Genomic DNA, 23,252 nt, shown 5'->3' with positions numbered 1-23,252 from the left:
ATCCAGTAGTTTGGGCGGTTGCCGTGGACGCGTGTCCCTGGGGTGCCATAGCCGCAAGGTGATCGTTACTTTAGAGGCGAGCCGGCGGCGGCCGGGACTGCATCGGCGCACACTCGTCTTTTACGACACCGCCTGGAAGCGCAAGCAAGAAGGAACGCGCCGACTCGCTCTAGGCCGGCGAGAATCTTGCCGAACGTCAACGATGTATTTCAAAGAACATGTCGGTTTCCGGCAATCTCATTCGTCATCATTCTGTGGACCAAAGCCAATGGATTAAGCATGGAGACAGACACAATGATCAGCACCATTACCGTCTTTGAACGGTCGCCTGATGGCGGCAAAGGACTGGCGCGAGATATACGTGTGCGTTGGGCGCCTCTTTGATTGCACTATCCTGGCTGGCTTTGTATGGTGCAACCAATTCGTTGCACGATGGAAGGCGCAGTGAACACATTCGATCGTATCGAGAAGGAGATCGTGCTGCGGGCGCCCATCGAACGTGTCTGGCAGGCCATCACCAACATTGCTGAGTTTGCACAGTGGTTCGGTATCAAACTGAATCAGAACTTTGCTCCGGGTCAGACAATAACCGGCACATTCGAGGGTGGATTTGACGAGGCATATGTCATGCGATGCCAAGTTTCGTTCGGCCTTGAACCGACGGCCATACGTCTGCCTCAACCGAATACCGTCTTTTGTACCGTCGAACGCATGGAAGCCCCGAGCCTTTTCAGCTTCCGCTGGATTCCCTATGGCATCGATGCGGCGTATGATCCTGCGAAAGAATCCACCACCCTCGTTGAGTTTCGTCTGAAACCGGTTGCCGAAGGCACACGGCTGACAGTTACGGAATCTGGCTTCGAAGGCGTGCCGCCGCATCGTCGCAAGCGCGCTTTCATGATGAACGAGGGCGGCTGGAGCGCGCAGATCGAGAACCTCAGGCGCTATGTCGAACGGATCTGAACAAGACTTAGCGAGTGTGTTCGCCGCGTTGGGAGACGCGACCCGCCTTGCCCTTGTCACTCGGCTTCTGGCCGCCGGCGCCTTGTCGGCTACCACCCTGGCGGACGGGCAGGCCATCTCCCGACAGGCGATCGTGAAGCACCTGCAAGTGCTGGAAGCCGCGAAGCTGGTGGTGCATGAGCGCCACGGCCGGGAAGTGCGATACGGACTCGACCCCCACCGCATCAAAGAGGCGCGCGCGTTCCTTACTACGATCGCAGCTGGCTGGGACCGCGCGCTGGACCGCCTGAAGTCGCTTGTCGAGACAGCGTGACGTCACTTCCGCCCACATCCGCAACTGCCGGATACGTCGGCATACTCATTGTCACTGAAGGAGATCCGTCGTGAAAGACATCCTCACCTTCCTGATGTTCTCGGGAGAGAACCACGGCAAAGCAAGACAAGCCGTCGACTTCTACGTCTCACTTTTTCCCCAAGCCCGCATCGAACGGATCGATCTCTGGGAACCCGGCGAGGGCCGGGCCGAGGGCACGGTTAAGACTGCGATCTTTGTCCTCAATGGGCGTCGTTTCATGGCCAGCGAGAATTCGCTCCCGCATGCCTTCAATTTCACACCCTCGATGTCGCTGTTCGTGGAATGTGACACGGAGGAAGAGGTCGAGCGCTTGTTTGCCGCCCTGTCGGACGGCGGCAGTGCCTTGATGCCGCTCGGCGACTATGGCTTCAGCCGCCGGTTTGGCTGGGTCGCCGATCGTTTCGGCATCACCTGGCAGCTGAATCTCGTCTAAGTTTGCGAGGGCTGTTCACGCAACGGCGCTGAGGAGGCCCGATGACCAAGCCTCAAATATATTCAATGAGCTTCGCCAGCGTCTATCCGCTCTATATTGCCAAGGCGGAGAAAAAGGGGACGCACTAAGGCGGAAGTCGACGAGATCATCCGTTGGTTGACGGGCTACACTCAGGAAGGGCTGAATGCTCAGGTCGAAAAGCAGTCAAGCTTCGAGGATTTCATTGCCGCCGCGCCTCAACTGAATCCCGCACGATCTCTGATCACAGGCGTGATCTGCGGCGTCAGGGTCGAAGACATCGAACAGCCGACAATGCGGGAAATCCGTTACCTGGACAAGCTGATCGACGAACTGGCCAAGGGCAAGGCGATGGAGAAAATCCTGCGAAATTGATGCGATCGCGTCAACACGGCCGAACTTGGAAAGCGATTACGTTTATCGGTCGAGACAGCCAATAGTCGAACGGCGCGACATGAGACGGCCTTCGGCAGCGGACCTCATGATGGTCGTCGGTTGGAAACCGGCGGTGCGCCGAGGTGACGTCCCGGCTGACGGCCTCTCTATGGCAGGCGGTCGCGAGAGCCGATCAGCCTGTCTCTTTCAGGGGCCAGACTTCAACGACGCCGTGCGCCACCGCGCAGGGTACCTGCGAAACCTTTGCGATGGCGGCGGCGAGATCGGTCGCCTCGATGATGGCGAAGCCCGCGATCGGCAAAGCCGACGACATGAACGGTCCGTCGCGCGTTTGCAGGTCGCGGGCCTCTGGATTGCGGACCTGGACCGGGTTGCCGGCAATGCCTATGACAGCGCCTTCCGACCGCAGTTTCGCGTCCTGTGCATGGGCAGCGTCCCTGACAGACTGGGCTGTTCTGTTGTAGCCGGCAGCGTCGCCATATCCGATTGTGATAAACCTGGGCATGGCTTTGTCTCCTTCTCCGTGGGATCCGCGGCATTGGTCGCCGCGGCGTCTCAGTAGGCCCGCAGACGATCGGGACACCCAGGGGACGACCGAGGGGGCCTGCACCTGATGTCCTTGGGCTTCGGCATGCCGGGCTGGCATTCTCACAACGTCACAAATCTGATTGCATTATGCAACCTGTTTTTTGCGCCGCCCCGATATCGTGACGCAAGGCCTCAATCTCAGTCGAAACGTCTGGCAGCGCGACAAGGAGAGCCCCTTTGTGATGCATTCCGAGGACGCGCCAGCACTTGGAACAACCACAGGCGACCGTGGCTCATACGGTGCCGCGCAACACCTTTGTGACCGCGCAGTGTTCTTCGGCGCCATAACCCGCGTCCACCGCGCGCTGGAAAACCGAGGCCGCGAAGTTCGGAAAATCGGCGCCGATCTCCAGATTGTCGGATACTTCGACGAGACGCGCGATATCGGCGCGCACGGACCCGATCGTGCTTTCAGGTGCGTCGAAGCTGTTTGTGGCGATGACCCGGCCCATGCGACGCATGTCGTCTGCGAAGAACGGTGCGGAGCCCGCCAACAACTCCCCGAACCGAGCCGGATCGAGCCCTTCGGCTTCACTGATGACTGCGCCGTGGCTGAAGCCGATCCAATGGGCGGCGTAATAGGCCAGGGCAGCGCCAAACAGCGCCTTGGCATGGCCCACATCGGGGCCCACATGCATAAGACTGCCGGCCAACGCCTGAAGAAGGGGGCTGACCGAGGCAAAAATCGTCTCGGGACCCGCAATGAGAATTGCGGCATCAGCTCCGCCGATCTGGCTCGGCCACGCGGAAATTGCGCCGTCGAGATAGTCCGCACCGCGCTTCGCCGCCCATGCCGCCATGGCTCGGGCTTCCCTCGATGTGCCGGAGGCCAATTGCACGACAAGCCGCCCACCGACGATCTCGGCCACGGCTTTGTCTTCGAGAATGCCGCGCGTCGCCGCATAGTCCGACAGGCACATGACGAGAACCGGGCTGGCGGCGACCGCTTCCGCGGCGGTCAGCGCGACCTCGGCCCCTTCATCTCCCAGATCTTCGGCCTTTGCCGAGGTCCGGTTCCAGACAACAGTCGTTTTGCCGGCGGAGAGGAACGCGCGCGCCAATGCGGTGCCCATCGCACCCAGGCCGATTACCGTGACGTCACCCATGTCTATTTCCTGTTTGTCCTGCTTGACTGCGAACTTACAAAATGTAACCTACAAATTGTAGGAGTCAAGGAGAGGGCAAAAATATGAAGCTGCCGAGAGATGGCCGCCGTAGCCAACTGCTTGATACGGCCCTTGAGATCGTTCGGGAGCAGGGCGCCGATGAACTCACTCTGGGCACGCTCGCCCTGCGAGCCGATGTCAGCCGGCCCGTCGTCTACGACCATTTTTCAACGCGCGCCGGCCTGCTGCTCGCCTTGTTTCAGCGGCTGGAGGACAATTATGTAAAGCAGCTGCGCCAGGAGCTGAGTAAAATGCCGGGCCAGCCTGCCGCCGTGGCCGACGCCATTGCCGCAGCCTATTTTGGCTGCCTGTCCAACATGGGCCAGGAAGGCCCCGCCATCTTTGCAGCACTTCAGGGCAGCCCTGATATAGCGCTCCAGCAGTCGCGCATGCTGGGGGAATACGTCACCATCGTCGCCCTGGCGCTGCAACCCTTCACTCCTGTTTCCGGCGACAAGCTTCGTCTCCTTTGCACTGGCCTGTTGGGCGCGGCAGAGGCCATCGCGCGCGAACTGCAGGCAGGTAAGGTAACCGACACCGAAGCCAGGACGGTGTTCGTGAAGCTGATCGTCGGCAGCCTGCGCGCCGCCTGACGGCGCGGCATCTGCGCGAAAGCCAATATTATCAGCTCGTCGCCTTCGACATGGCCAGTATCGGCCTGTTGGAAAGTGTGTCGCAGATTGCGCCGTGCTTCGACGGCGCATTGGCGTTTATCGATCGAGACGAGCAGAGGCCGAACGAGGCCGCTTGAAAGCGGCCATTCCGCGGTCGGCCTTCAATTCGGACGTTCCGATTGGCACTGCCGCTGACCGAAACCTGCCGTACGTTCAGAGGCCGATTTTCGGCGTGATTGGGGCCGTTTGCGGTCGGTCCGGTTTTGGCGAAATCTCGCAATAACCCGCCATTCGGCAACCGACCTCATCTCGGCCGTTCCGCGACCTGCTGTCGCTTCCCGAAAGCTGTCGTTCGGGAAGCGACCAATTTCCGGCTTAAGTGAGGCCGAAATCTGCCGGTCCGCTTTCGAAACACATTTAGCTAAAGCGGACGTTCGGCAAACGACCCCAAGCAGACCTGACGAGCGGCGACAGCCTTGTTGTTCGTCATGGCGTAGGCCGGCGGCTCGGCGCTGTCCGAACGCGCCGGTGCCCATCGTGCGAGCCGACCGGGGAAGGGAATGGGTCAAAGCGATCCCGCCGCGGCCATATAGGCCGCAAGGATGCCGGTCCACCCGCCTTCGGAGTCGAAAATTTCGCGCGCTTTTTCGCCCGCCGCACCCATGTTCTCAAGAAGCCGATGTTCGAGATCGATGCGGGTCGCATTGTCTCCCAGTGCCGTAAACCGGACATCGACTTCGGTCAGAAGATCAGGATCAAACTGCCAATTAGCACCGATCCGCCAAGCGAGAAGAACACGCGCTGGCGGCTCCCACGCCAACACCTCGCCCCAGTCGCACTCGCTGCCATCCTCGCCGATTTCATACCATCGTCCACCAGATCGCGGCTCGATGATCGAGGTCTTGATCGGCGACCCGCCGATGGAATGGGTTGACGGCCACCAGCGCCCGAAGCCGGCGGTGAACACATCGAACGCGCGGGCGATCGGGGCGTCGACCATCACTGATTTCCTGACCGGAGTCGGTTTGATCGCTATAGTCATTCCTTCTGCTCCTTCGTCGCATCAATTTCCTGTTTGAAAGCCTCGAGGGCATCGCCCCACATCCGGTCGATCCAGGCGCGCATCAATCCCAACCCATGACGGTCGAGGTGGTAGACATTACTCGCGCCGCGCGCTTCCGCCCGCACGAGCTGCGCCTCGCGCAACACCTTGAGATGCTGCGAGATCGCAGGCTGAGACACTGGCAACGCCCGCGTCAGTTCGGCGACCGAGTGCGGCTTTTCCGCGACAAGCTCAAACACCTTACGTCTTGTAGGGTCGGCCAATGCCACCATGCCTGCATAATCATAACTCATAAATTATCATAAGCAGAAACTTATAATGATGGCAAGACCCAAGCGGATTTTCGGGAATGGCCCAACTGTCTGCTTTGAGCCAGTGACAAAGCCAACTTCAATGGCCGAGATGGTGAAGAGCTGTAGATCGTGTTCGCTGACCGAACGTCCGCTTGCTTGCTATGCCCGCCCAAAAGCGGTCATTCCGCTTCCCACCCCGTGGCAGCCAGCGTTGGCAGCCTGTCCCCTGCGTCGAAGCGGCCATCCGCGCAGCGTCGGATGACCGCTCAAGGTCAGATTTCGGTTCGTTCGGAAAGTAGCAGCGCGTCCTCCACATCGACACCGAGATATCGGACTGTATTCTCGATCTTGGAGTGACCAAGCAGAATCTGGATGGCGCGAAGATTGCCCGTAGCCTTGTAGATCATTGATGCCTTCGTGCGCCGAAGCGAATGAGTGCCATACTCCTCGGGACGCAGGCCGATCGCGGTCACCCACTCGTCAACCAGTCGGGCGTACTGCCTCGTGCTCATGTGGCGAGCGTGATCGATCCGACTAGGAAAGGCATAATCTTCGACCGTGCCGCCACGCCGTTCGAGCCACGCGAGCAGGCTCGCCCTCACATCACTAGTGATCTCGAACTGGACCGGCCGCCCCGTCTTTTGCTGAACGACGATCGCTCGCGTCCTGATCTCCGGTCCGGCGACCAGCTCGCGAATCCTGATCTTGACCAGGTCGCAGCCGCGAAGCTTGCTGTCGATCGCTAGATCGAACAGCGCACGATCCCTGATACGGCGCTCGCGATCGAGAAAGAAGCGAACAGCCCAGATCTGCTTCTGCGTGAGTGGGCGTTTCGTCCCTACCTTCTTCCCAGCGTTCAAGCTGCACGCTCGCGGCTAGCATCATCATATTCAGAGTGACCCATGTGAGTTCTCCTCGGCCTTGATTGGCCAGAGGAGAAAACGGGATCGCCAGCATCGCCGCTCAGGGGCCGGAACCGGACTGTCTGGGTTTGGCTGATGGCTCAGGGAAAGCGGACATTCGGGCGCTAAGTTCTGTGGGATCCCGTCTCACAAGACGTACTGTGGCCAATATGCGTTGGACAAACTGACCCGACTCGACGGGGTCCGTTCTGATGCAACGTTGGACCCGCCGCCAAGAGCGGGCGTTTTTTGCTTCGCAGCGCAAATGGCATAACATTTTAGAATAAAGTGATCCTGAGATTGGTGCCTCGGTGGTCCCGATGGCACAGAAGAACGACAGGTGGAGCCTTCTCGAGCGCGTCGCCGATCGTCCGGGCTGGTTTGTTGCGTCTCCCTACCGTCACCCGGTGGTCGGCAGCCACCCGATAGGTATCGAAGGGTACAAGACGATTGCCTACGAGATCGCGGAGCAATTGTATGGCGATGTGCCCGACTGGTGTGTGCTGCCCGTTTGTTATGGGGATGCGCTGGCAGGAGTAGCGGCAGGCTTCCGAGACCTGCTCAGCCGGGGAAAGATCGGGCGTATTCCAAGGCTCGTCGCTGCTGAGGTGCATGGCTCGCTTCGACCGGATCGAGGAACAGCAGCCGTCCTGCGAAACGATAGCACTGTCGATTGGCACGACACGCAGCACATACCAGGCTGTGAAGGCATTGCGTGATACTGGCGGCTTGGCTGTCTGCGTTTCCAACGAACAACTGCTGCGCATGCAAAGGAAACTGGCAATCAAAGAAGGTCTCTTCGTCGAACTGGCATCGGCCGCCCCGCTGGTCGCAATTCAGCAATTGCGCGAGAAACAGACGATGTCGCCCAATGATCGGGTGGTTGCCGTTGCGACTGCCAGCGGTTTGAAAGATTTCGATGTTTCGATGGCGTCGGCAGATTCCCCGGTTGCTTTTGACCGTGTTGAGGACGCATGGGGGTGGCTGAGCAAAAGCGTTGCCTCAAAGAAAAATGCATGTCTGAGGCTCTCGCGATATAGGCGTTCAGTTCAGATCGCCTGGGGTGACAATGACATCCTCCAGATGCCTCCTTGACCATTCGAACCGCGTCCACTCCCATTCGGCTCTTGGCTCGATTGTGAGAAGAGTTTCGGGCTCCTGCACGGGCTCACACGGCCAACCGGGCAGCGTCGTGAGCCAATCGTCGTCATAGACCGCGTTGGCGTGACGATGCCCTTCGTCAGGCATGATGACCGCGACGGTCGCATCCGGATTGGTCCGTGCTATCCAGTTGCCGACGAGCGCGGCAGCTCCGCTTGTCGGCCCCATGAAGATCCCACGGTCACGCATCAGCGAATGAGCCTGATGATAGGCGGCATAGGCGCCGACCCAATGCACTTCATCGACCAGATGATGCCTGACATTCGCCGGGATCACGCTGTTGCCGAGCCCGCGCAGCATGCGTTTGCCCAAGGGTTGACCAAAAAGCACGCTTCGATGCGTGTCGACAGCGGCAACTTTCAGATGCGGGAAGATCTGACGCAGAAAGGTCCCTGTCCCGCACAAGGAGCCACCGGTCCCGATGCAACCGACGAGCCAGTCGATTTGGCCCATCGCGCGAACAAACTGTTCGGCAAGGCGAGCATAGGATTGCCAGTTTCCCGGACTGTCGTACTGCCGCGTCCAGAAGACGCCAGGCTCATTTTCCTGTAGTTCCCTGAGATACGCCAGTCTTCCGGCCTGGTTGCCGTCGCCGCGTTCGTCGGCAAGTGCGACGACCTTCGCACCGAGCCGCTCCAGCCGATGTTGATAAGTCTGGTCGATCAACGTGGCCGCGGTAACCAAGGTGAGCGGGAACCCACGTGCTGCGGCGAGAAGCGCCACCGCCATGCCGAATGTGCCGGAGGTGGTTTCTACGATATGGGCGCCTGCCTTCAGTTCGCCCGACCTCTCGGCCTGGTCGAGGATGAATCGCGCTGGCATCAGTTTCATCAATGGAAAAGCGGCCGCGACAATGTTTGGACCGAGCGGTGCCAGACGTGGCGTTTCCAGCGCTCTGAAATAGTCGACCTCAAAGGACATGAGCGCTCACCGTCGAGTTGATTGAGAAGATACCGATGTCCTGGAACCCCTTCTCCCCGAGCACCGCGTTGATCGTACTGAGCTTCTCCCGGCTGGCCGATGGAACATCGAGCATGAGCCCAACGAGCGATCCGCTGTGCGCCACCTGGATGCCACAAGTCTGAAAGCGCTCAGCGACGTCGATCACCTCTTCGAAACGCGGCTTGGGCAAATAGCGTTGACTGATGCGCGCGCTCATTGTCGCCGCCTGGCCAAGCAGACGCACATCCTGGATCTCAACCGAGCGCGCGACCATCCCACGAAGGATACGGAAGAGCTGGATTTCCTCGCTGCTGTATCGAGCCGGAGCAAGCTCGAGCGTGTCGACACCAGCAGTCGCATCGGCCTTGAATCCTACCAGGACAAATGGGGGCAGCGCCCCACCGAAATGCTCCAGGATCTTCCCTTCTCGTTGTGCAAAAAGCAGCGCTTCAGTTTCGAACGCAATCGCGTCTGAGGCGATTTCAGCGGCAACTGCCATGTGAGCGATCGTCGAAGGGAGCAACCTTTTCCCAAGCGCGGCTGCCACCGCTCGGATGGAGGCAACAACGTCGGCAGTCGACGAGCCGTAGCCATGTCCGATCGGTATGTCGCTTTCGATGATCAGGCGGCCGCCCAAGCCCGGATGCCCGAGATGCTCCAAGGTCAGTTGCGCGGCCCGCAGTGCTTTCACCCGGTAGGCGGGCTTGACACAGACGGTCCCGCCAACATCGAGTTCAATCCACGCGCTGGAACGAAGACTATCCAGTGGCAGCGTCACCAGGCCACGATGCGCGCGCCCATGATTATCCTCGAATACCCCCTGCAGGAGTTCCCCGTGATGGGCAATTGCATCTCCGTCTGCCTGCCTGGCCGGCTTGGATCGTGGACTGTTGGCAACGACTGGCATGGGCTTTTATTCCCGAACAACGAACGTCTGCTCCAATGATGGGGGCGCAGGCTCGGCCAGTCACTTGCGGGATACTGGTATTGACCTGAGGATCGTTCCGCCCTGCCTGCCTTGCGTCGAGAGCGACCCGAAGCGCAAATGATGAGGGCGTTATCGATGGCGATGCCGCCATCGCCGACCGATCGGTCGCCATGGTTTTCGTGCGACTGCAGCCCAGGATAAGCAACGCCGCGCCTTGCCTCCTGAGACAAGGCGCCGGCAATCCTGGAGACAGGCGCACATTTCTCGGAGCGGGTACACGCGCTCCCGGATCGCGCCTGTCTGAATTGACCATTCGTCGGAGGCGATCAGTCCCGGTTCCCGCTACGCGGCGCCATGCTGAACCTCCTTAGGTCGCCTTGCTAACCGAGCGAATTGGGCGCGAACCTGCTTCGACATCGCCCCGGCACTGTCGTCCGATCGGACGCGCCGATGTCTCCACTTTGTGCGCTGCTTCTTTTTGTGCCGGCGAATTACAGGCGCATCTATGGCTTTTTGAGCGTCCACTTAGGCCCGGAAATTGATGATCCGCTTCGGGGGGACCTCGACACGGACAGGCCGTTCGGTTGACGCAACGTTGCGCGGTGCGGTCGGGCATATCGGAGTGATCTGGCTTTGTCGCGTTGGGCCTCTTTACGGCAAGCAGCCTGACTTAAAACAGATGGTTCGCCATCGATTTCTTGCCGATACCGGCATTGGGGCTTCCTCCGCCCGTACATCCTTACCCGCCCTCTTTCCTCAACACTGTTTGGTTACCGCTGCCGCACCTGGACCGGTGTCAATCCTCGATGTTTCTTGAGCGTATAAGTAAGGTGACTTTGGCTGGCAAAGCCGCTGAGCAAGGCAACCTCCGTGGCCGTCAGTTTCCCTTCGATCAACAGGTGTTCGGCGAAATCCAATCGCAAACCCATCAGATACTGATGTGGCTGCCTGCCGAAGGATTTGGTGAAGGCCTGGATGAAATGGCGCGGGGACAATTCGCAAACCGCGGCCAGATCGGCCACAAGCAGTTTGCTGGTGAAGTTCTCGGCGAGGTACTCCCTAATGCGTCGTACATTGCGTGGTGACAACGCCCCGCGGGCCGCGGTCGCCCGATGCTCGGCCTGAGAATAGTTTCTCAGAAGATGTATGCCGAATAAGGTAACGATCGAATCGACATATAGTTCGTTCGCTGCAGGTCTCTCTGTAAGCTCTGTTTTAAGCAGATTGGCCAAATGCAGGGCGTTCAGGTCAATTGCGGTGGCCATTGTCGGGCGCGGCTCGAATATCTTGCCGTCATATTCCCCCTCCGAAAGGGCTGCCATCGCAGTTGGCGTGATTACCACTGAGACGCTTTCCTTCCTGCTGGGCCAGATCGTCATAGGTTCGGCGCCGGCAGGTACAATACCTAGCGCCCCCGCGGGTACGTCGAACTCCTGCGCCATACTGGTGTCGACCGAAGCCCTCACTTTTTTAGCGGGAGTGAAAAACACGGTCGCATAGTGGCTCTCGGCAATGAACGTAAGCGAAGTGGCGGAGCGGATTGAATGGGTAGCGCCACCACTTGAGGTTACGATCCGGCTGCGATCCTTGTCTGGAATGAAGTCGAGAGCCGTTCGTGCAATGTTCATGGAGACGAATCGCGATACTGTCTGCTGATGGCTGAGATCCTAGAGCAGGTTCGATCAAGAATGATCTTCATGTCATTGGACCCTCAACATATTCCAGCGCGTCACTTACCTGAACCTGCCAACGCGACCAATCGCTGATAGGCCGGCTTGAACCCCTTTAGGGAGACGTCGGTTTTCACCGGCTGGCCGTTGTCGGCAGTCAGCAGCACGCTGGCAGTCTCGGCGTTCGCGAGCTTTCCGAGTAGCTCCTCGGCCAAGTCGATGTCGGCGACACATCCGGCTGGCAGGCAGGTGCGGAAGGCACCTCGCAGGACCTCCTCTTCGGCAATACTGACGCGCACGCCGTCCGACAAACGCAGGCCAAATGGCAGCACCATTGTCGCCTTGGCGCCCTGGCCGGTGTTGCCGAGTGCAAACATGAGCACGCGCTGGCCGGTACCCTGCTGCAGCAGTTCCTGGCTCATCTGGCAGGAGCGTTTCGCTTGTTCGCCTTCCATCCTGTTGGCGCATTGCACGGTCCAGGCCTCGTAGGTTTCGGACAATGCGCTCGGCCCCTGCACGTCGCCTGTCGACTGGGCCATGGCAGCCGTGGTCGAAGCCGTGGCGATCAATGCGAGCAGCAGATGCCTGGCAAATTTGGAGGTCTTCATGGTGTTTTCGCACTCGCTCTGGTGAGTTTGGCCTCGATGGGTCACGCCGTTTACGAGCGTGGCCCATCAAGGTCTAGGATTGGTTGCCACACCGGCACGATGTGGCTCAATAGCTACAAGCGGGCGCTACCAGTTCATCCGGAAGCCGACGGTGCCACCGATGGCATTGCTGCCGCCGACATTTTCCAGGCTCGTGTTCACATGCGCCTCGCCATAGACCGAATATTTGTCGCCGGCCCAGTTGTAGGAACCGCCGACTCCGAGGCCACCGCGCAGGCGGTCGTCTCGGCTTGCGAAAGCCGTGCCGGCGACGTCGATCTCCGACCAGCCCAGCACGTCGTAGTATACATTGGCAATGCCGTAGAGCTGCGCGCGGTTGATGCGCCCATCTCCGTCTCGCCATTCGACATCATGGTTGGCAGCGACACCAAGGCGAGCGACGAGGCTGCGGCTGCTGCCAAGCGCCACATCGGCCCCGAACGTGTCGGTGAAGTCGTCGAACTGGACCGAGGAATAGGCCAACTGAGCCTGCGGTGTCAGAGACCAATTGCCGGAGAGGGCCACGCGCCGGCCGGCTTCGATGCTAAGGCCGTAGCCCACACCGTCGTTTCCGTCGACGAGGTTGCGTCCGGATGTCGCTGAATGCAGATCGCTGTTGTACCACGTGACCTGCGCCTGGCCATCCAGGTAGAAGCCGTTTTCGCCATGCCAGGTCAGCGTCGCCCCCAGGCCGACGCCAGTGGCGTCGATGCCGCCAACGCCAAAGGGTGACCAGACGCCTGAGGAAACGGTGCCGTACTGCGCATAGACGCCGCCGATCAGCAGCCCGTCCTCGCTTTCCATGAGCATGCCATCGACGCCCGTCTGAAGCTTCCACGTGGTGGCGTCATAGTTGGCGCCGCTGGTGGAGACCTCCGGCTCGAATTCGGCATGGGCCGCTTCGATGCGCGCCCAGATGCCGTTGCTGTCGGTCGGGGTCTGCCCCTCGGCGGTCACACGCGCACCGTCGGTGCGGGTTGCCCATGCCCTGCTGCCGACACGCTGCTGCAATGTGCCGAGCTTGTTGAGCTGCTGGAGCGAGCCGGCATAGGTCTCATAGATCGGCACGCCCGGTTGGTAGAGCGGCTGCGGACCGGCTGGATCGAGCAGTGCCGAGCGCAGGTACCAGTCGCCATCGGTCGGATTGGCAATGCCGTTCTTGTAGAGACGATAGCCATAGGCTCCCGCCACGACCGCCTGCTCGCCGTTGAACACATAGTCGCCGTTGAGCGTGAACGTGCCGTTGGAAGCACCGGCGACATCGATGATCTTGACGCCGTTCTGCGTCTGGGCACCCAGCCCATTGCGGTTGATGACATTGACCGTCGTCGATCCGGAGGTGGCCCCGTTGACGACCAGCAGGTCGGTCGGGGACGCATCGCCGCCAAGGGTTGCCTCGATCTCGAGAACGCCGCCCACGCCGACATAGTCGCCGTCGATTGTCAGGGTCCCGATACCGCCATGGCCCGCTGCGACAACACCCGCATTGGTGACGCCGCCGACATGCCCGTTGCCCTCGAGCCGGCCGGCGCTCGCCACATTCACCTTGCCGCCGAGGATGCCGTTGACGGCGAGCGTACCGCCTGCGACCTCGCTGGTGGCAAGGTAGGAACTGCTGTCGCCCGTGAGCAGCAGCGTTCCCGCTCCGCCCTTGGTCAGTACGCCGGCACCGGAGAGCAGACCGTTCAGCGTGAACGTCGTGTCCGCATCGGTCGCGATGGTGCCATTGCCCGCAAGCGTGACCGATCGGTCGCTATCGAGGTCGGCGGTCGTGTGCAAGGTGCCGCCGTCGAAGCTGACACCGCCGGCAGTGGCGCCGAGATTGACGTCGGCCGCGATCTCCAGCCTCCCGCCATTGATGGCCGTACCGCCCGTGTAGCTGTTGTTGCCGGCAAGCACGAGCGTGCCGAGGTCGGTCTTTACGAGTTGGCTCGCACCGGAAAGCGCCGAGGCGATCGTAGCTGTAACGGCGCTGCCCGCCGCCGTGCCGTCGCCGACACGGACGATCGCCTGCGGCCCGACGAGGTCCAGTGCGCCGCCGGTGATCAGATAGCCATTGCTGGCGATCTGCATGCCGGATGCGGTGACCTGCCCGAGGTCGTTGTCGATGGTGACGGTGCCGGCCGCGCCCGCGAAGACCGCATAGCCGCCGTCGTCATATTGCGCGTTGAGCGCGCCTGCGCCATCGGTCCAGTTGTCGTTGCCGGTGCCGTTTTGCCAGACGCCGTCGCCGCCATTGATGGCGCCGTCGAATTTCGGTCCGGCCGCGCCGTCCCAGAAGCTGAGGTACAGGCCGCCGGTGTTGATCAGGTTGACCTGGCCGGAGAAGGACGTCTGAATCTGGGCGTGGCTGCCGACAGGCACGGTGCCCAGGTTCAGACCGTTGTCGGTCAGCGTGCCGCCGTAGTTGATGACGCGGTAGATGCCGGCGCCGAAGGTGCCGCCCGCAGATTCGGAGACATTGAGCGTACCGTCGAGGACGAGGTCGCCGTCGACATTGATCAGGTCGTTGAGCGCGCCGCCGACCGCGTCCGCCTCGCCGAACTCCATCGCCAGCGTCGAGCCGGCGTCGAGTGTCATGCTGCCCTTGATGGTCAGCGTGCCGACGCCGTTGCTGCCCGGCGAGATCGTGCCGCCGGCAGCCACGACGTCGCCGCCGATGATACCGGTGCCGCCGAGCGTCGCGCCCGCCGCTACCGATGTCGTTCCGCTTGCCGCGGAGTGGTTGCCATTCACCAGCAGCTTGCCGCCGTTGACGGCCGTGCCGCCGGTGTAGGTGTTGTTGCCTGTAAGGATCAGCGTGCCAAGATCGGACTTGACCAGCTGGGATCCGCCTCCAAGAACGGACTCGATGGTGGCCATGATCCCGGCACCCCCGGTCGTGCCGTCGCCGACACGGATCACCGAGGAGGGCGTGCCGGCAAGGTTGATGCCGCCGCCGGCGATGACATAGCCGTCGGTGAGGAACTGCATACCGGCTGCGTTGACGGGGCCAGAGCCGTTGTCGACCGTGACGGTGCCGGAAGCCCCCATGAACACGGCGAAGGCCGCGTCCTGGAAGGGTGCGTTGGCAGCGCCCGTGTCCTCGGTCCAGTTGTCGTTGCCGGCGACGTTTTGCCAGATGCCGTCTCCACCATTAATCGCGCCGTTGTTTTTGGGGCCCGCATCGCCGTCCCAATAGCGCAACGTCAAGCCACCGGTGTTGACCAGGTTGATCTGATGTTCGACCGAGGTCTGGAGATAGAAGTCCGGCGACGGGATCGTTCCGATGGTGAGCCCGTTGTTGGTCAGCGTGCCGGTATAGTTGATGACCCTGTAGACACCGGGATCGAAGCTGCCGCCGCCTGAGGTCGCGACATCGAGCGTGCCGTCAAGTGTCAGGTTGCCGCCGACATTGATCAGGTCGTTGAGCGGACCGCCGGCGACATTCGCCTGTCCAAAGCTATAGTTGAGCGTCGAGCCCCCGTTGAGCGTGAGGTTGCCTTTTATGGCGAGCGTTCCCGGCGCGTCGCCCAGGTTGCCCGGATTGATCGCGCCGCCGTTGGCGACCACGACGTCGCCGCCGATGGTGCCGATACCGCCGAGCGTGCCGCCGGAATTGACCGTGGTGAGCCCGGTCGCAGCCGACTGATTGCCGTTGATATAGAGACTGCCGGTATTGATCGTGGTGGCGCCCGTGTAGCTGTTGGCACCGGCCAGCACCGTTGCGCCGGGGCCGTTATGATTGACAGTCCCCACGCCGGAAATCGCGGTCTCGAACACATAGTTGCTGTCGTCGTGGTTGAAGTTGACGCGGTTTCCGACCGCCCCAAGCGTCAGCGCAGCCGCCTGGAGCTCGCCCGCATGGGCAGCCAGGCCACCTTCGGCTCCGCCGATGTTGAGCACAGCGTTGCCGGGGCCCATCGCAAGCGTGCCGCCGCCCACCTTGACCACACCGCCGTCGGTTATGGTCACGCTGCCCGTTGCGGTCGCATTGCTTGCAAGGGTGAGTGCACCGGTCGTTTCGAAGCGGGATCCTGCACCCGAAACAGTGACTGTGCCGTTGCCGGCTGGGCCAAAGCCGACTTTGATTCCGGCGACGCCGCCAGCGACAAGTTTGCCGCCGTTCAGGATATTGAGGCTGGCAGTGCCACCAAAGCCGATCGCTTGCGTGGGCCCTCCTGTCGTGGTGACCAGAGAGTTGGTTCCGACAATGTTGAGCGTGCCGTTGCTTCCCGCATTGGCGCCGACAACCAGGGTGCCGAAGGACGCCGACCCGCCATTTCGCACGGTCAAGGTGCCCGTTCCGCTGTTTCCAATCGTGGAAATGCCCGAGCCTGTTACGATACGCGAGCCGGGTCCGTCGATGACCGCTTCAGCGCTGATGCCAGCAACAGTGGCGACGTTCAAGGCGGATGTTCCGTTGATCTGGCCGCCCGATTGCAACACGAGCTTGCCCGCATTGACCGAGGTCGTTCCTGTGTAGGTGCTGATACCGGTCATGGTCGTCGTGCCGGTGCCGTTCTGCGTCAGGGTGCCGGTGCCGGAAACGGAATCGGCATAGAGAAGCGTATTCGAACGGTTGAAGATCAGCGCGCCGTTGTTGACGATGTTGCCGGCGATGCTGCCGGTCGTCCCGCCATTGCCGACCTGGAGCAGGCCCGCCGCAATTGTCGTGCCGCCGCTATGCGTGGCATCGCCGGTCAGCAGCAGCGTGCCCGTACCGCTCTTGGTCAGCGCGCCGATGCCGGTCATCGCGCCGGAGAGCGTCAGTGTCGTGCCAGCATCGGTGAGCAAGGTTCCCGCGCCCGCCAGCGTCACGGCTCTGTTCGTGATCATGTTCGCGGTCGTATGGAGCGTACCGCCACCGAAGCTCAGGCCGCCCGCGGCGGCACCGAGATTGGCGTCGCTGGCGATCCTCACAGTGCCGCCATTGATCGCCGTGCCACCGCTGTAGCTGTTGGTACCGGTCAGCACCAGCGTTCCGGCATCGGTCTTGACCAGCTGCGTGTTGCCGGCGAGCACGGAGGCGATGGTGGCCGTCATGCCCGCACCCGCCCCGGTGCCGTCACCGACCCGGATGGTCGATTGCGGACCGACGAGTTGGAGAACGCCACCCCGGATACGGTAGCCGTTCGTCGCAAACTGCATGCCTTCGGCCGTCACCTGGCCAAGGCCGTTGTCGACCGTGACGGTTCCCGCCGCACCAGCGAAGATCGCGTAGGTGCCGTCGCTGTAGGCGGCGTTCAGCACGCCGCTTGAATCCGTCCAGTTGTCGTTGCCGGTGCCGTTCTGCCAGGTGCCGTTGCCGCCATTGACGGCACTGTTGAACTTCGGACCGGCATCACCGTCCCAGAAACTGAAGCTGTTCCCGCCAGCCAGAAGATTGACCTGTCCCCCCACCGAGGTCTGGATCACGCCGGTACCGCTCGGCAGGGTGCCGAGGTCCAGTCCTTTGTCGATCAGACTTCCGGTATAGCTGATGATGCGATAGATGCCCGGACCGTAGCTGCCGCCCGCCGAGACCGAAACGTCAAGCGTACCGTCGAGCGTCACATCTCCCTTGACGTCGATCAGGTCGTTGAGCGCCCCTCCGACTGCGCCGGCCTGCCCGAACTGCATGGCAAGCGTTGACGCCGCATCGAGCGAAAGGTTGCCGTTGATGGTGAGCGTGCCGGCGCCGTTGCTGCCCGGCGCAAGCGTGCCGCCGATAACGGCAACGTTGCCGCCAACGATGCCGGTGCCGCCGAGTGTTGCGCCTGACTGGACGGTCGTGACGCCGTTTGCAGCCGACTGGTTGCCATTGACGAGCAAGGTGCCGGAATCGACGTTCGTTGCGCCGGTGTAGCTGTTGTTGCCGGTCAGGATCGTCGTTCCCGAACCGATCTGGCTGATGCCGCCGGCACCCGAGATCAGGCCGCCGTAGCTGTAGCTGTCGGAACGATTGAAGGCCAGCGCACCACCGGCAACGATGACGTCGCTGACAATCGAGCCCTTTGTGCCGCCGTTGCCCAGCACCAGCGTTCCGGCGTTGACGACGGTGTTACCGGTAAAGGTGTTGTTGCCGGTCAGCACCCAGGTGCCGCTGTCGTTCTTGGCGAGAATGGTCTTGCCCGTGCCGGCATCGCCGATCGAGCCGGCGAGCGTGTTGTTGCCGGTGTTGGTGCCACCAAGCGCAATGGTGCGGCTCTGGTTGGCGCCTGCAAGGGTCACCGGTCCGGTGTCGGTGAAGACGATTGCGCCCGTACCGGAGGATTCGATGAAGGTTACACCCGCCGAAAGCGTGAACAGGCGATTGGTGGTGTCGCCCGAGCCGGTGTAGCGCAGCGTCGAGCCGTTGCCGATGATCAGGTTCGATGCGGCTGCCGAAGATGCGCCAAGGCTGCTCGCCAGCCCGCCATCGGCGAGCTTGTCGACGCCGAGCACGCCGCCGTCGATCTTGGTGACACCCGTGTAGGTGCTGGCCGAATTGGTCAGGATCCAGGTGCCGGTGCCCGTCTTGGTGAGCGACGTCACGCCGGTGCCGTTGTTGGTCAGTTGCGTGCCCAGCTTGTTGTAGGCCGTGCTCGTGCCCGTCAGCGTCAAGGTCTGCGCAGTGTTGGCCGCGGCGAAGGTGACTGGCGCATTGCTGGTGAAATTGATCGCGCCGGAGCCGGAGGCGTCGAGCGCATTACCGCCGCTGGCGCCCAGCGTAAAGCGGCGATCCGTGCTGCCGCCGGTCCCGATATAGCGCAGCGTGCCGCCGTTGATTACCAGATTGGCGGCATTGGCGCTGGACATGCCGATGGAACCGGCCGTGCCGCCATCGGTCAGGCAGGCTACCGCCAGCACGCCGCTGTTGATTGTCGTGCCGCCTGTGTAGTTGCTGTCACAACCGTTGAGCACCTGGGTGTATGTGCCGCCCTTGATCAGCGAACCGACCCCATTGATAGCGCCGGCGAAGGTGCCGGTGCCGCTGCCGCCTGTCGTAAGAGAGAGCGTCGCGCCGCCCAGCGCCACATCGCCACCGAGCGCACCGCCGCCGGCCAGATGACCAATGGTGGTGTTGAAGCCGTTGAGGTCGACCAATACCCCGGCTGCATTCGAAAGCGACATCGCACCGGAATTGCCGAAGGCGCTTGCCGAGTTGGCCCGCAGGATCCCACCGCTGACGCTGGTCCCCCCGCCATAGGTGTTGTTGCCCGATAAGACGAGGGTGCCGGCTCCGGATTTTCCGAGCCCGCCGGCGCCGACGACCTGGCCGGTGAAGGTCAGGGTCGTGGCGGCATTGCCGACGGCGATGGTGCCCGTGCTTCCCTGGAGCGTGAAGCCGCGGTTGGTGGTGACGCTCCCACCGGAATAGGCAAGTGTGCCGTTGTTGAAGACCAGATTGGCCGAAGCGTTGCTCGACGCGCCGATACCGCTGGCCACGCCGCCATCGGCGAGACAATCGACGCTGAGTGTGCCGCCGCCGGAGATCGTCGTCTTGCCCGTATAGTCGTTGTTGCAGCCGCTCAGGGTCTGCGTCCACGAGCCAGTACGGGTAAAACCCCCTGTGCCGGTGATCTTGCCCGTGAAACCATTGGCGGAACCGCCGCTCGACGTCAGCGTGTTGTTGCCAAGGTCGACCGTACCGCCGCCGAGCAGCCCGGCAACGGTTGCATTGTAACCGCCCAGTTCCAACTTGGCGCCGCTGTTGACGGTCATGAAACTTGATGCACTGCCGAAGGCCTGGGCCGATCCAGCCCGCAGGATGCCCTTGTTGACGACAGTATCGCCGGCATAGCTGTTCGCGCCGGTGAGCACCAGCGTTCCGGCACCCTCCTTGTGCAGGCCGCCCGCCCCGATAAGCGTTCCGCTCAAGGTGAGCGTCGAGCCTGCGTTTTCGACGCCAATGCCGCCACCGCCCGTCCCAAGGGTAAGGCCGCGATCGCTGCTGGTGGTCACGCCGAGATAGTTCAGCGTGCCTCCTGCCAGGACAAGATTGGCTGCGTCGCTGCCCGACATGCCGATGCTGCTGGCCAAGCCGCCATCGGTGAGCGCCGCCACCGCCAGCACGCCGCCATTCACGGTGGTAACGCCGACATAGTCGTTGGCGCCGTTTGCGAGCGTCAGCGTGCCGCTGCCCGTCTTGGTGAACCCGGAATCGTCCGGGCTGGTGACAAGACCGCTGAAGACGACGTTCGCCGCGCTGTTGACTATGTCGATCGTGCGCGATGGACCGCCATTGACGAGCGTGAAGCCTCGGTCGGTGGAGCCGCCGGCTCCGGTATAGCGCAACGTGCCGCTTTCCAGGACGAGGTTGGAGGAGTCCGCACTCGACATGCCCAGGCTACTCGCCTGGCCGCCATTGGCAACGCTATTGATCGCCAGGATGCCGCCGCTCAGCGTCGTGGCGCCGGTATAGGTGTTGGCGCCGGTCAGTGTCGCGAGCCCGTTGCCGCCCTTGGTGAAGCCGATGGCGCCGCCATTGTCGGTGATCGTGGAGGCGATGGTGAAGTTGCCGGTGCTGTTCTGCTGAAGGCCGAGCACGCCACCGCCGAGGCTGCCGGTCAACGAACCGCCGGTGATGACCTGGTTGTTGTTAAGGACACTCGGGGCGACGATGATCGTGCCGTCGGTGCCGAGCGTCTGCCCGCTGGCGATCGTCACCGTCGTTGCGACCGGCCGGGTGTATCGCAGGCCGCCGAGTTGCGTGCTTGTGCCGACAGTGCCGAAGAAGCCGGTCGTATCCGAGATGATATCGCCGTCCTGCCAGGTCGCCGCATCGTCATTGTGAGCGTAGTCCGTCTCTTCGAAGGCGGTGATCACCCCACCGACGCCGACCTTGGCATAGTCGGAATTGTTCACCGTCGCCCAGCCGCCCAAGGCCAGGCTGGTGGTCTTGAAGATGGCGCCTGATGGTATTGCAAAGTCGACCAGGCCGCCGGTGCGATTGACTGCGCCGAGGTTCACGGTGACGCTGCCGCCGGCCCCGGTGGTCGCAATGATCCGGTTGCTGCCAGCGAAAATGTTCAGGCCATCGAAGGTCTGGCTGTTGGCAGCGCCGGTGCCCCCCACGATCCGCACCGAGCTGCCGGCCAGGTTCAAGGTTGAGTTGGCCGAAAGGATGTTGCTTGCGGGCGCGCCCGACGCGGAGAAGTCGAGCGTCAGCCCGCCGCCGCTGAGCGTCGTATCGCCGCTATACGTGCTCGCGCCGCTGAGCGTCAGGATTCCCGCACCCGTTTTCGTCAGACCGCCGCTGCCTGAAATGCTGCCGGCGAAGGCAGTGCTGGTGGCGCTGTTCAAGGACAGCGTCGCGCTGCCAAGTTCGACGACGCCGCCGGTACCGGCAAGGGTCGATGCCGAAAGGTCGAAGCTGTTGAGGTCGAGCGTGCCGCCATTGACGGTGATGCCGGTGGTCGTGCCGAACGCCTGTGTGCTGCCGGCACGCAGCGTGCCACCGTCCACGACAATTGCGCCGGAGCGCGTGTTGGCGCCCGTCAGCACCCAGGTGCCGGATCCGCGGCTACCCAGCGCGCCATTTCCGGAAATGACTCCGGACAGCGTATTCACGCCCGTATAGCTGCCCCCCAGCCCGAGGCCGCCTTTCGCTCCTCCAGCAAGTTCCACCGCACCGCTGAGCGCCAGCGCCCCGGTACCGTCATTCGATATCGTGCCGCCCATGCCGCCTGTGACCACGGCCGGGCCGATCGTCCAGGCCCGGTTGCTGCTCGAACCTGATCCGGTATAGCTCAGGACGCTGTCCGAATAGATTTCGATGCCGCCCGCCGTACCCGTGCCGAACGAACTGACGAAGCCGGTATCGGCCAGTGAACCCGCGCGCACCGTGACGGCACCGCCGGAGCCGATACCCGTTGCTCCAACATAGGTGTTGGCATTGCCCAAGGTGATGGTGCGTTCAACGCCTGCGCCGCGGAAAACGACATTGCGATTGGCGGGGCTGCTGATCACCCCCAGCAACTCCATATCCGCCTTCTGGGCGACAAAGGACAACCCGGTGCCTGCCGCGCCAATCGCGGCAATGTTGCCGCTCAGCTTCAGCATGCCGGTGCCATTGTTGACGAACACGGCCCCCGAGGTGCCGCCGCTGGTTGCAAACTCCCAGTCACGGTTGGAGCTGTTGCCGCTGCCGGTATAGTAGAGCCAGTCCTGATACTGGTTGGTGGCGGTGAAACGGATGGTTCCGCCCGCCCCCAAGGAACTCGCCTCGCCAACATTTCTAACGGACGTGAAGAAGGCGGCCCCATTCACTGAAAAATTGACCTGGCCGGTGAAGTCGTTCGCGTCGTTGCTCATCACGACGTCCTGAACGATCCGCAGCCCGCCGGCGCCGGTAAACAGGGCCGAGCCGACACCTGAGCCGCCGATGCTGGTAAGCCCACTGCCCAGTTCGATGATGCGATTGGCGCCGAGTGCGCCGGAGGCGATGAACGAGGTGCCGCCCGTCGTCACCATGCGGTTTGCCGCAGCACCAAGGGCCGCATCGCCATTGACGCTGAGCGTACCGGCCAACAGATTAATCGTACCGGCAAAGGTATTCGCGCCGTTGAGGACCAGCGATCCGGCTTTGTCCTTTGTAAGGCCAGCCGTTCCGGCAATGATCGAATTGACGGTTGCGCCAACGGTGCTTCCGACGGTCGCAATCGTCGGGTTTGCACCTGCCAAGGTCAATGTCCCGCCGGTCAGAACATAGCCCCCGGTCTCGAAGGTAAGGCTGTTGGCCGTGATTGGCGACGTCAAAGTCACCGTCCCGGCAGTCGTACCTCCGAAAATCGCGTTGTCGAGCGCGGCGCTGTTCCACGCTGAATAGGGGCCGCTGACGCCGTCGGCGCTCGGGCTCCAGAAGCCGGATGTCGTGTTCCAGGCCCCGGCACCGCCGCGTCCGACCGCCGTGCCATTGGGGTCCCAATACCGGTCCGCGGCCGCCGCCGCGCCGAACACCAGGACCGAAGCGAGCGAAAGCGGCAGGGCGCGCGCCAACATCCAGCCGGCGATCTCGGTAACATTCGGTGCGTAACTTGCGGCATGGCCCTTCCATTTGGTCATACGCCCACCGCGCATGGCACGACGCAATGCAGAAACGCCACGCGATGTTGCCGACGATACGTTCGCCTGCCGTGTTGGTATTGAAGCGTGGGCCGTCGAGACGTCC

14 protein-coding genes and 4 pseudogenes are annotated in these 23,252 nt (G+C 62.2%); 8 read left to right on the top strand and 10 right to left on the bottom strand.

Features of this window, described 5'->3' with window-relative positions; translation table 11 throughout:
• Positions 1–294 precede the first annotated feature (294 nt).
• The 5 genes and pseudogenes from B015_RS34010 to B015_RS31940 form a co-directional block, all read left to right on the top strand.
• Positions 295–375: pseudogene (locus tag B015_RS34010) on the top strand (glutathione S-transferase family protein); the annotation flags it as partial.
• 69 nt (positions 376–444) lie between these two features.
• Positions 445–963 (top strand): SRPBCC family protein, encoded by a 519-nt coding sequence (locus tag B015_RS0129405; RefSeq protein ID WP_245262440.1) that lies wholly within the window; start codon positions 445–447, stop codon positions 961–963.
• Entirely contained in the window at positions 947–1,276 is a 330-nt protein-coding gene (locus B015_RS0129400; protein WP_018431356.1) for a metalloregulator ArsR/SmtB family transcription factor, read from the top strand. Before B015_RS0129405 ends, B015_RS0129400 begins: the two co-directional genes overlap by 17 nt.
• A gap of 70 nt (positions 1,277–1,346) precedes the next feature.
• A complete protein-coding gene (locus tag B015_RS0129395) occupies positions 1,347–1,751 on the top strand; it encodes a VOC family protein (RefSeq protein WP_018431355.1) in 405 nt (134 codons plus the stop codon).
• Positions 1,752–1,792: 41 nt separating this feature from the next.
• Positions 1,793–2,144: pseudogene (locus tag B015_RS31940) on the top strand (DUF2200 domain-containing protein).
• Between the two features lie 193 nt (positions 2,145–2,337).
• Here B015_RS31940 and B015_RS0129385 read toward each other — a convergent pair.
• Positions 2,338–2,670, bottom strand: coding sequence for a YciI family protein (locus B015_RS0129385; RefSeq protein WP_018431353.1), 333 nt, complete (start codon positions 2,668–2,670; stop codon positions 2,338–2,340).
• Between the two features lie 316 nt (positions 2,671–2,986).
• Positions 2,987–3,868, bottom strand: a pseudogene (locus B015_RS0129380) (NAD(P)-binding domain-containing protein); the annotation flags it as partial.
• A 74-nt stretch (positions 3,869–3,942) separates the two neighbouring features.
• Between B015_RS0129380 and B015_RS0129375 the strand changes: the two are divergent.
• Positions 3,943–4,512 (top strand): TetR/AcrR family transcriptional regulator, encoded by a 570-nt coding sequence (locus B015_RS0129375; RefSeq protein WP_018431351.1) that lies wholly within the window; start codon positions 3,943–3,945, stop codon positions 4,510–4,512.
• Between the two features lie 586 nt (positions 4,513–5,098).
• Here the strand turns inward: B015_RS0129375 and B015_RS0129365 are convergent.
• The 3 genes and pseudogenes from B015_RS0129365 to B015_RS31935 all read right to left on the bottom strand — a co-directional run bounded on the left by B015_RS0129365 (position 5,099) and on the right by B015_RS31935 (position 6,793).
• Positions 5,099–5,575: an SRPBCC family protein gene (locus B015_RS0129365; RefSeq protein WP_026227890.1), complete on the bottom strand. Its 477-nt coding sequence runs from the start codon at positions 5,573–5,575 to the stop codon at positions 5,099–5,101.
• A complete protein-coding gene (locus tag B015_RS0129360) occupies positions 5,572–5,889 on the bottom strand; it encodes a metalloregulator ArsR/SmtB family transcription factor (RefSeq protein WP_018431348.1) in 318 nt (105 codons plus the stop codon). The genes B015_RS0129365 and B015_RS0129360 overlap by 4 nt, the downstream gene beginning before the upstream one ends.
• Positions 5,890–6,161: 272 nt before the next feature.
• Positions 6,162–6,793: pseudogene (locus B015_RS31935) on the bottom strand (tyrosine-type recombinase/integrase).
• 318 nt (positions 6,794–7,111) lie between these two features.
• Here B015_RS31935 and B015_RS34125 point away from each other — a divergent pair.
• Complete coding sequence (locus tag B015_RS34125; RefSeq protein ID WP_026227889.1) at positions 7,112–7,510, top strand: pyridoxal-phosphate dependent enzyme; 399 nt, start codon at positions 7,112–7,114, stop codon at positions 7,508–7,510.
• Complete coding sequence (locus tag B015_RS34120) at positions 7,404–7,886, top strand: pyridoxal-phosphate dependent enzyme (RefSeq protein WP_280657956.1); 483 nt, start codon at positions 7,404–7,406, stop codon at positions 7,884–7,886. The genes B015_RS34125 and B015_RS34120 overlap by 107 nt, the downstream gene beginning before the upstream one ends.
• On the opposite strand, the gene B015_RS0129345 is transcribed toward B015_RS34120, so the two are convergent.
• From B015_RS0129345 to B015_RS31925, 5 genes are all read right to left on the bottom strand, one after another.
• Positions 7,836–8,873: a PLP-dependent cysteine synthase family protein gene (locus B015_RS0129345; protein ID WP_018431346.1), complete on the bottom strand. Its 1,038-nt coding sequence runs from the start codon at positions 8,871–8,873 to the stop codon at positions 7,836–7,838. The genes B015_RS34120 and B015_RS0129345 overlap by 51 nt on opposite strands.
• Positions 8,863–9,801, bottom strand: a complete 939-nt coding sequence (locus tag B015_RS0129340; protein ID WP_081623608.1) for a kinase — start codon at positions 9,799–9,801, stop codon at positions 8,863–8,865. Before B015_RS0129340 ends, B015_RS0129345 begins: the two co-directional genes overlap by 11 nt.
• Positions 9,802–10,592: 791 nt before the next feature.
• The gene (locus B015_RS0129335; protein WP_018431343.1) at positions 10,593–11,450 is read right to left on the bottom strand and encodes an AraC family transcriptional regulator; all 858 of its coding nucleotides are present in this window, start codon (positions 11,448–11,450) and stop codon (positions 10,593–10,595) included.
• A gap of 101 nt (positions 11,451–11,551) precedes the next feature.
• Positions 11,552–12,100 carry an invasion associated locus B family protein gene (locus tag B015_RS0129330; RefSeq protein WP_018431342.1) on the bottom strand — a complete coding sequence of 183 codons (549 nt, stop codon included), beginning with the start codon at positions 12,098–12,100 and terminating at the stop codon, positions 11,552–11,554.
• A 126-nt stretch (positions 12,101–12,226) separates the two neighbouring features.
• Positions 12,227–23,146 carry an autotransporter outer membrane beta-barrel domain-containing protein gene (locus B015_RS31925; protein WP_018431341.1) on the bottom strand — a complete coding sequence of 3,640 codons (10,920 nt, stop codon included), beginning with the start codon at positions 23,144–23,146 and terminating at the stop codon, positions 12,227–12,229.
• Between the last annotated feature and the right edge of the window lie 106 nt (positions 23,147–23,252).

The organism is Hoeflea sp. 108, assembly GCF_000372965.1.
Taxonomy (GTDB): Bacteria; Pseudomonadota; Alphaproteobacteria; order Rhizobiales; family Rhizobiaceae; genus Aminobacter.
Note: the sequence above shows the minus strand (reverse complement) of the source record. Positions and strands in the feature narration are given on the sequence as shown.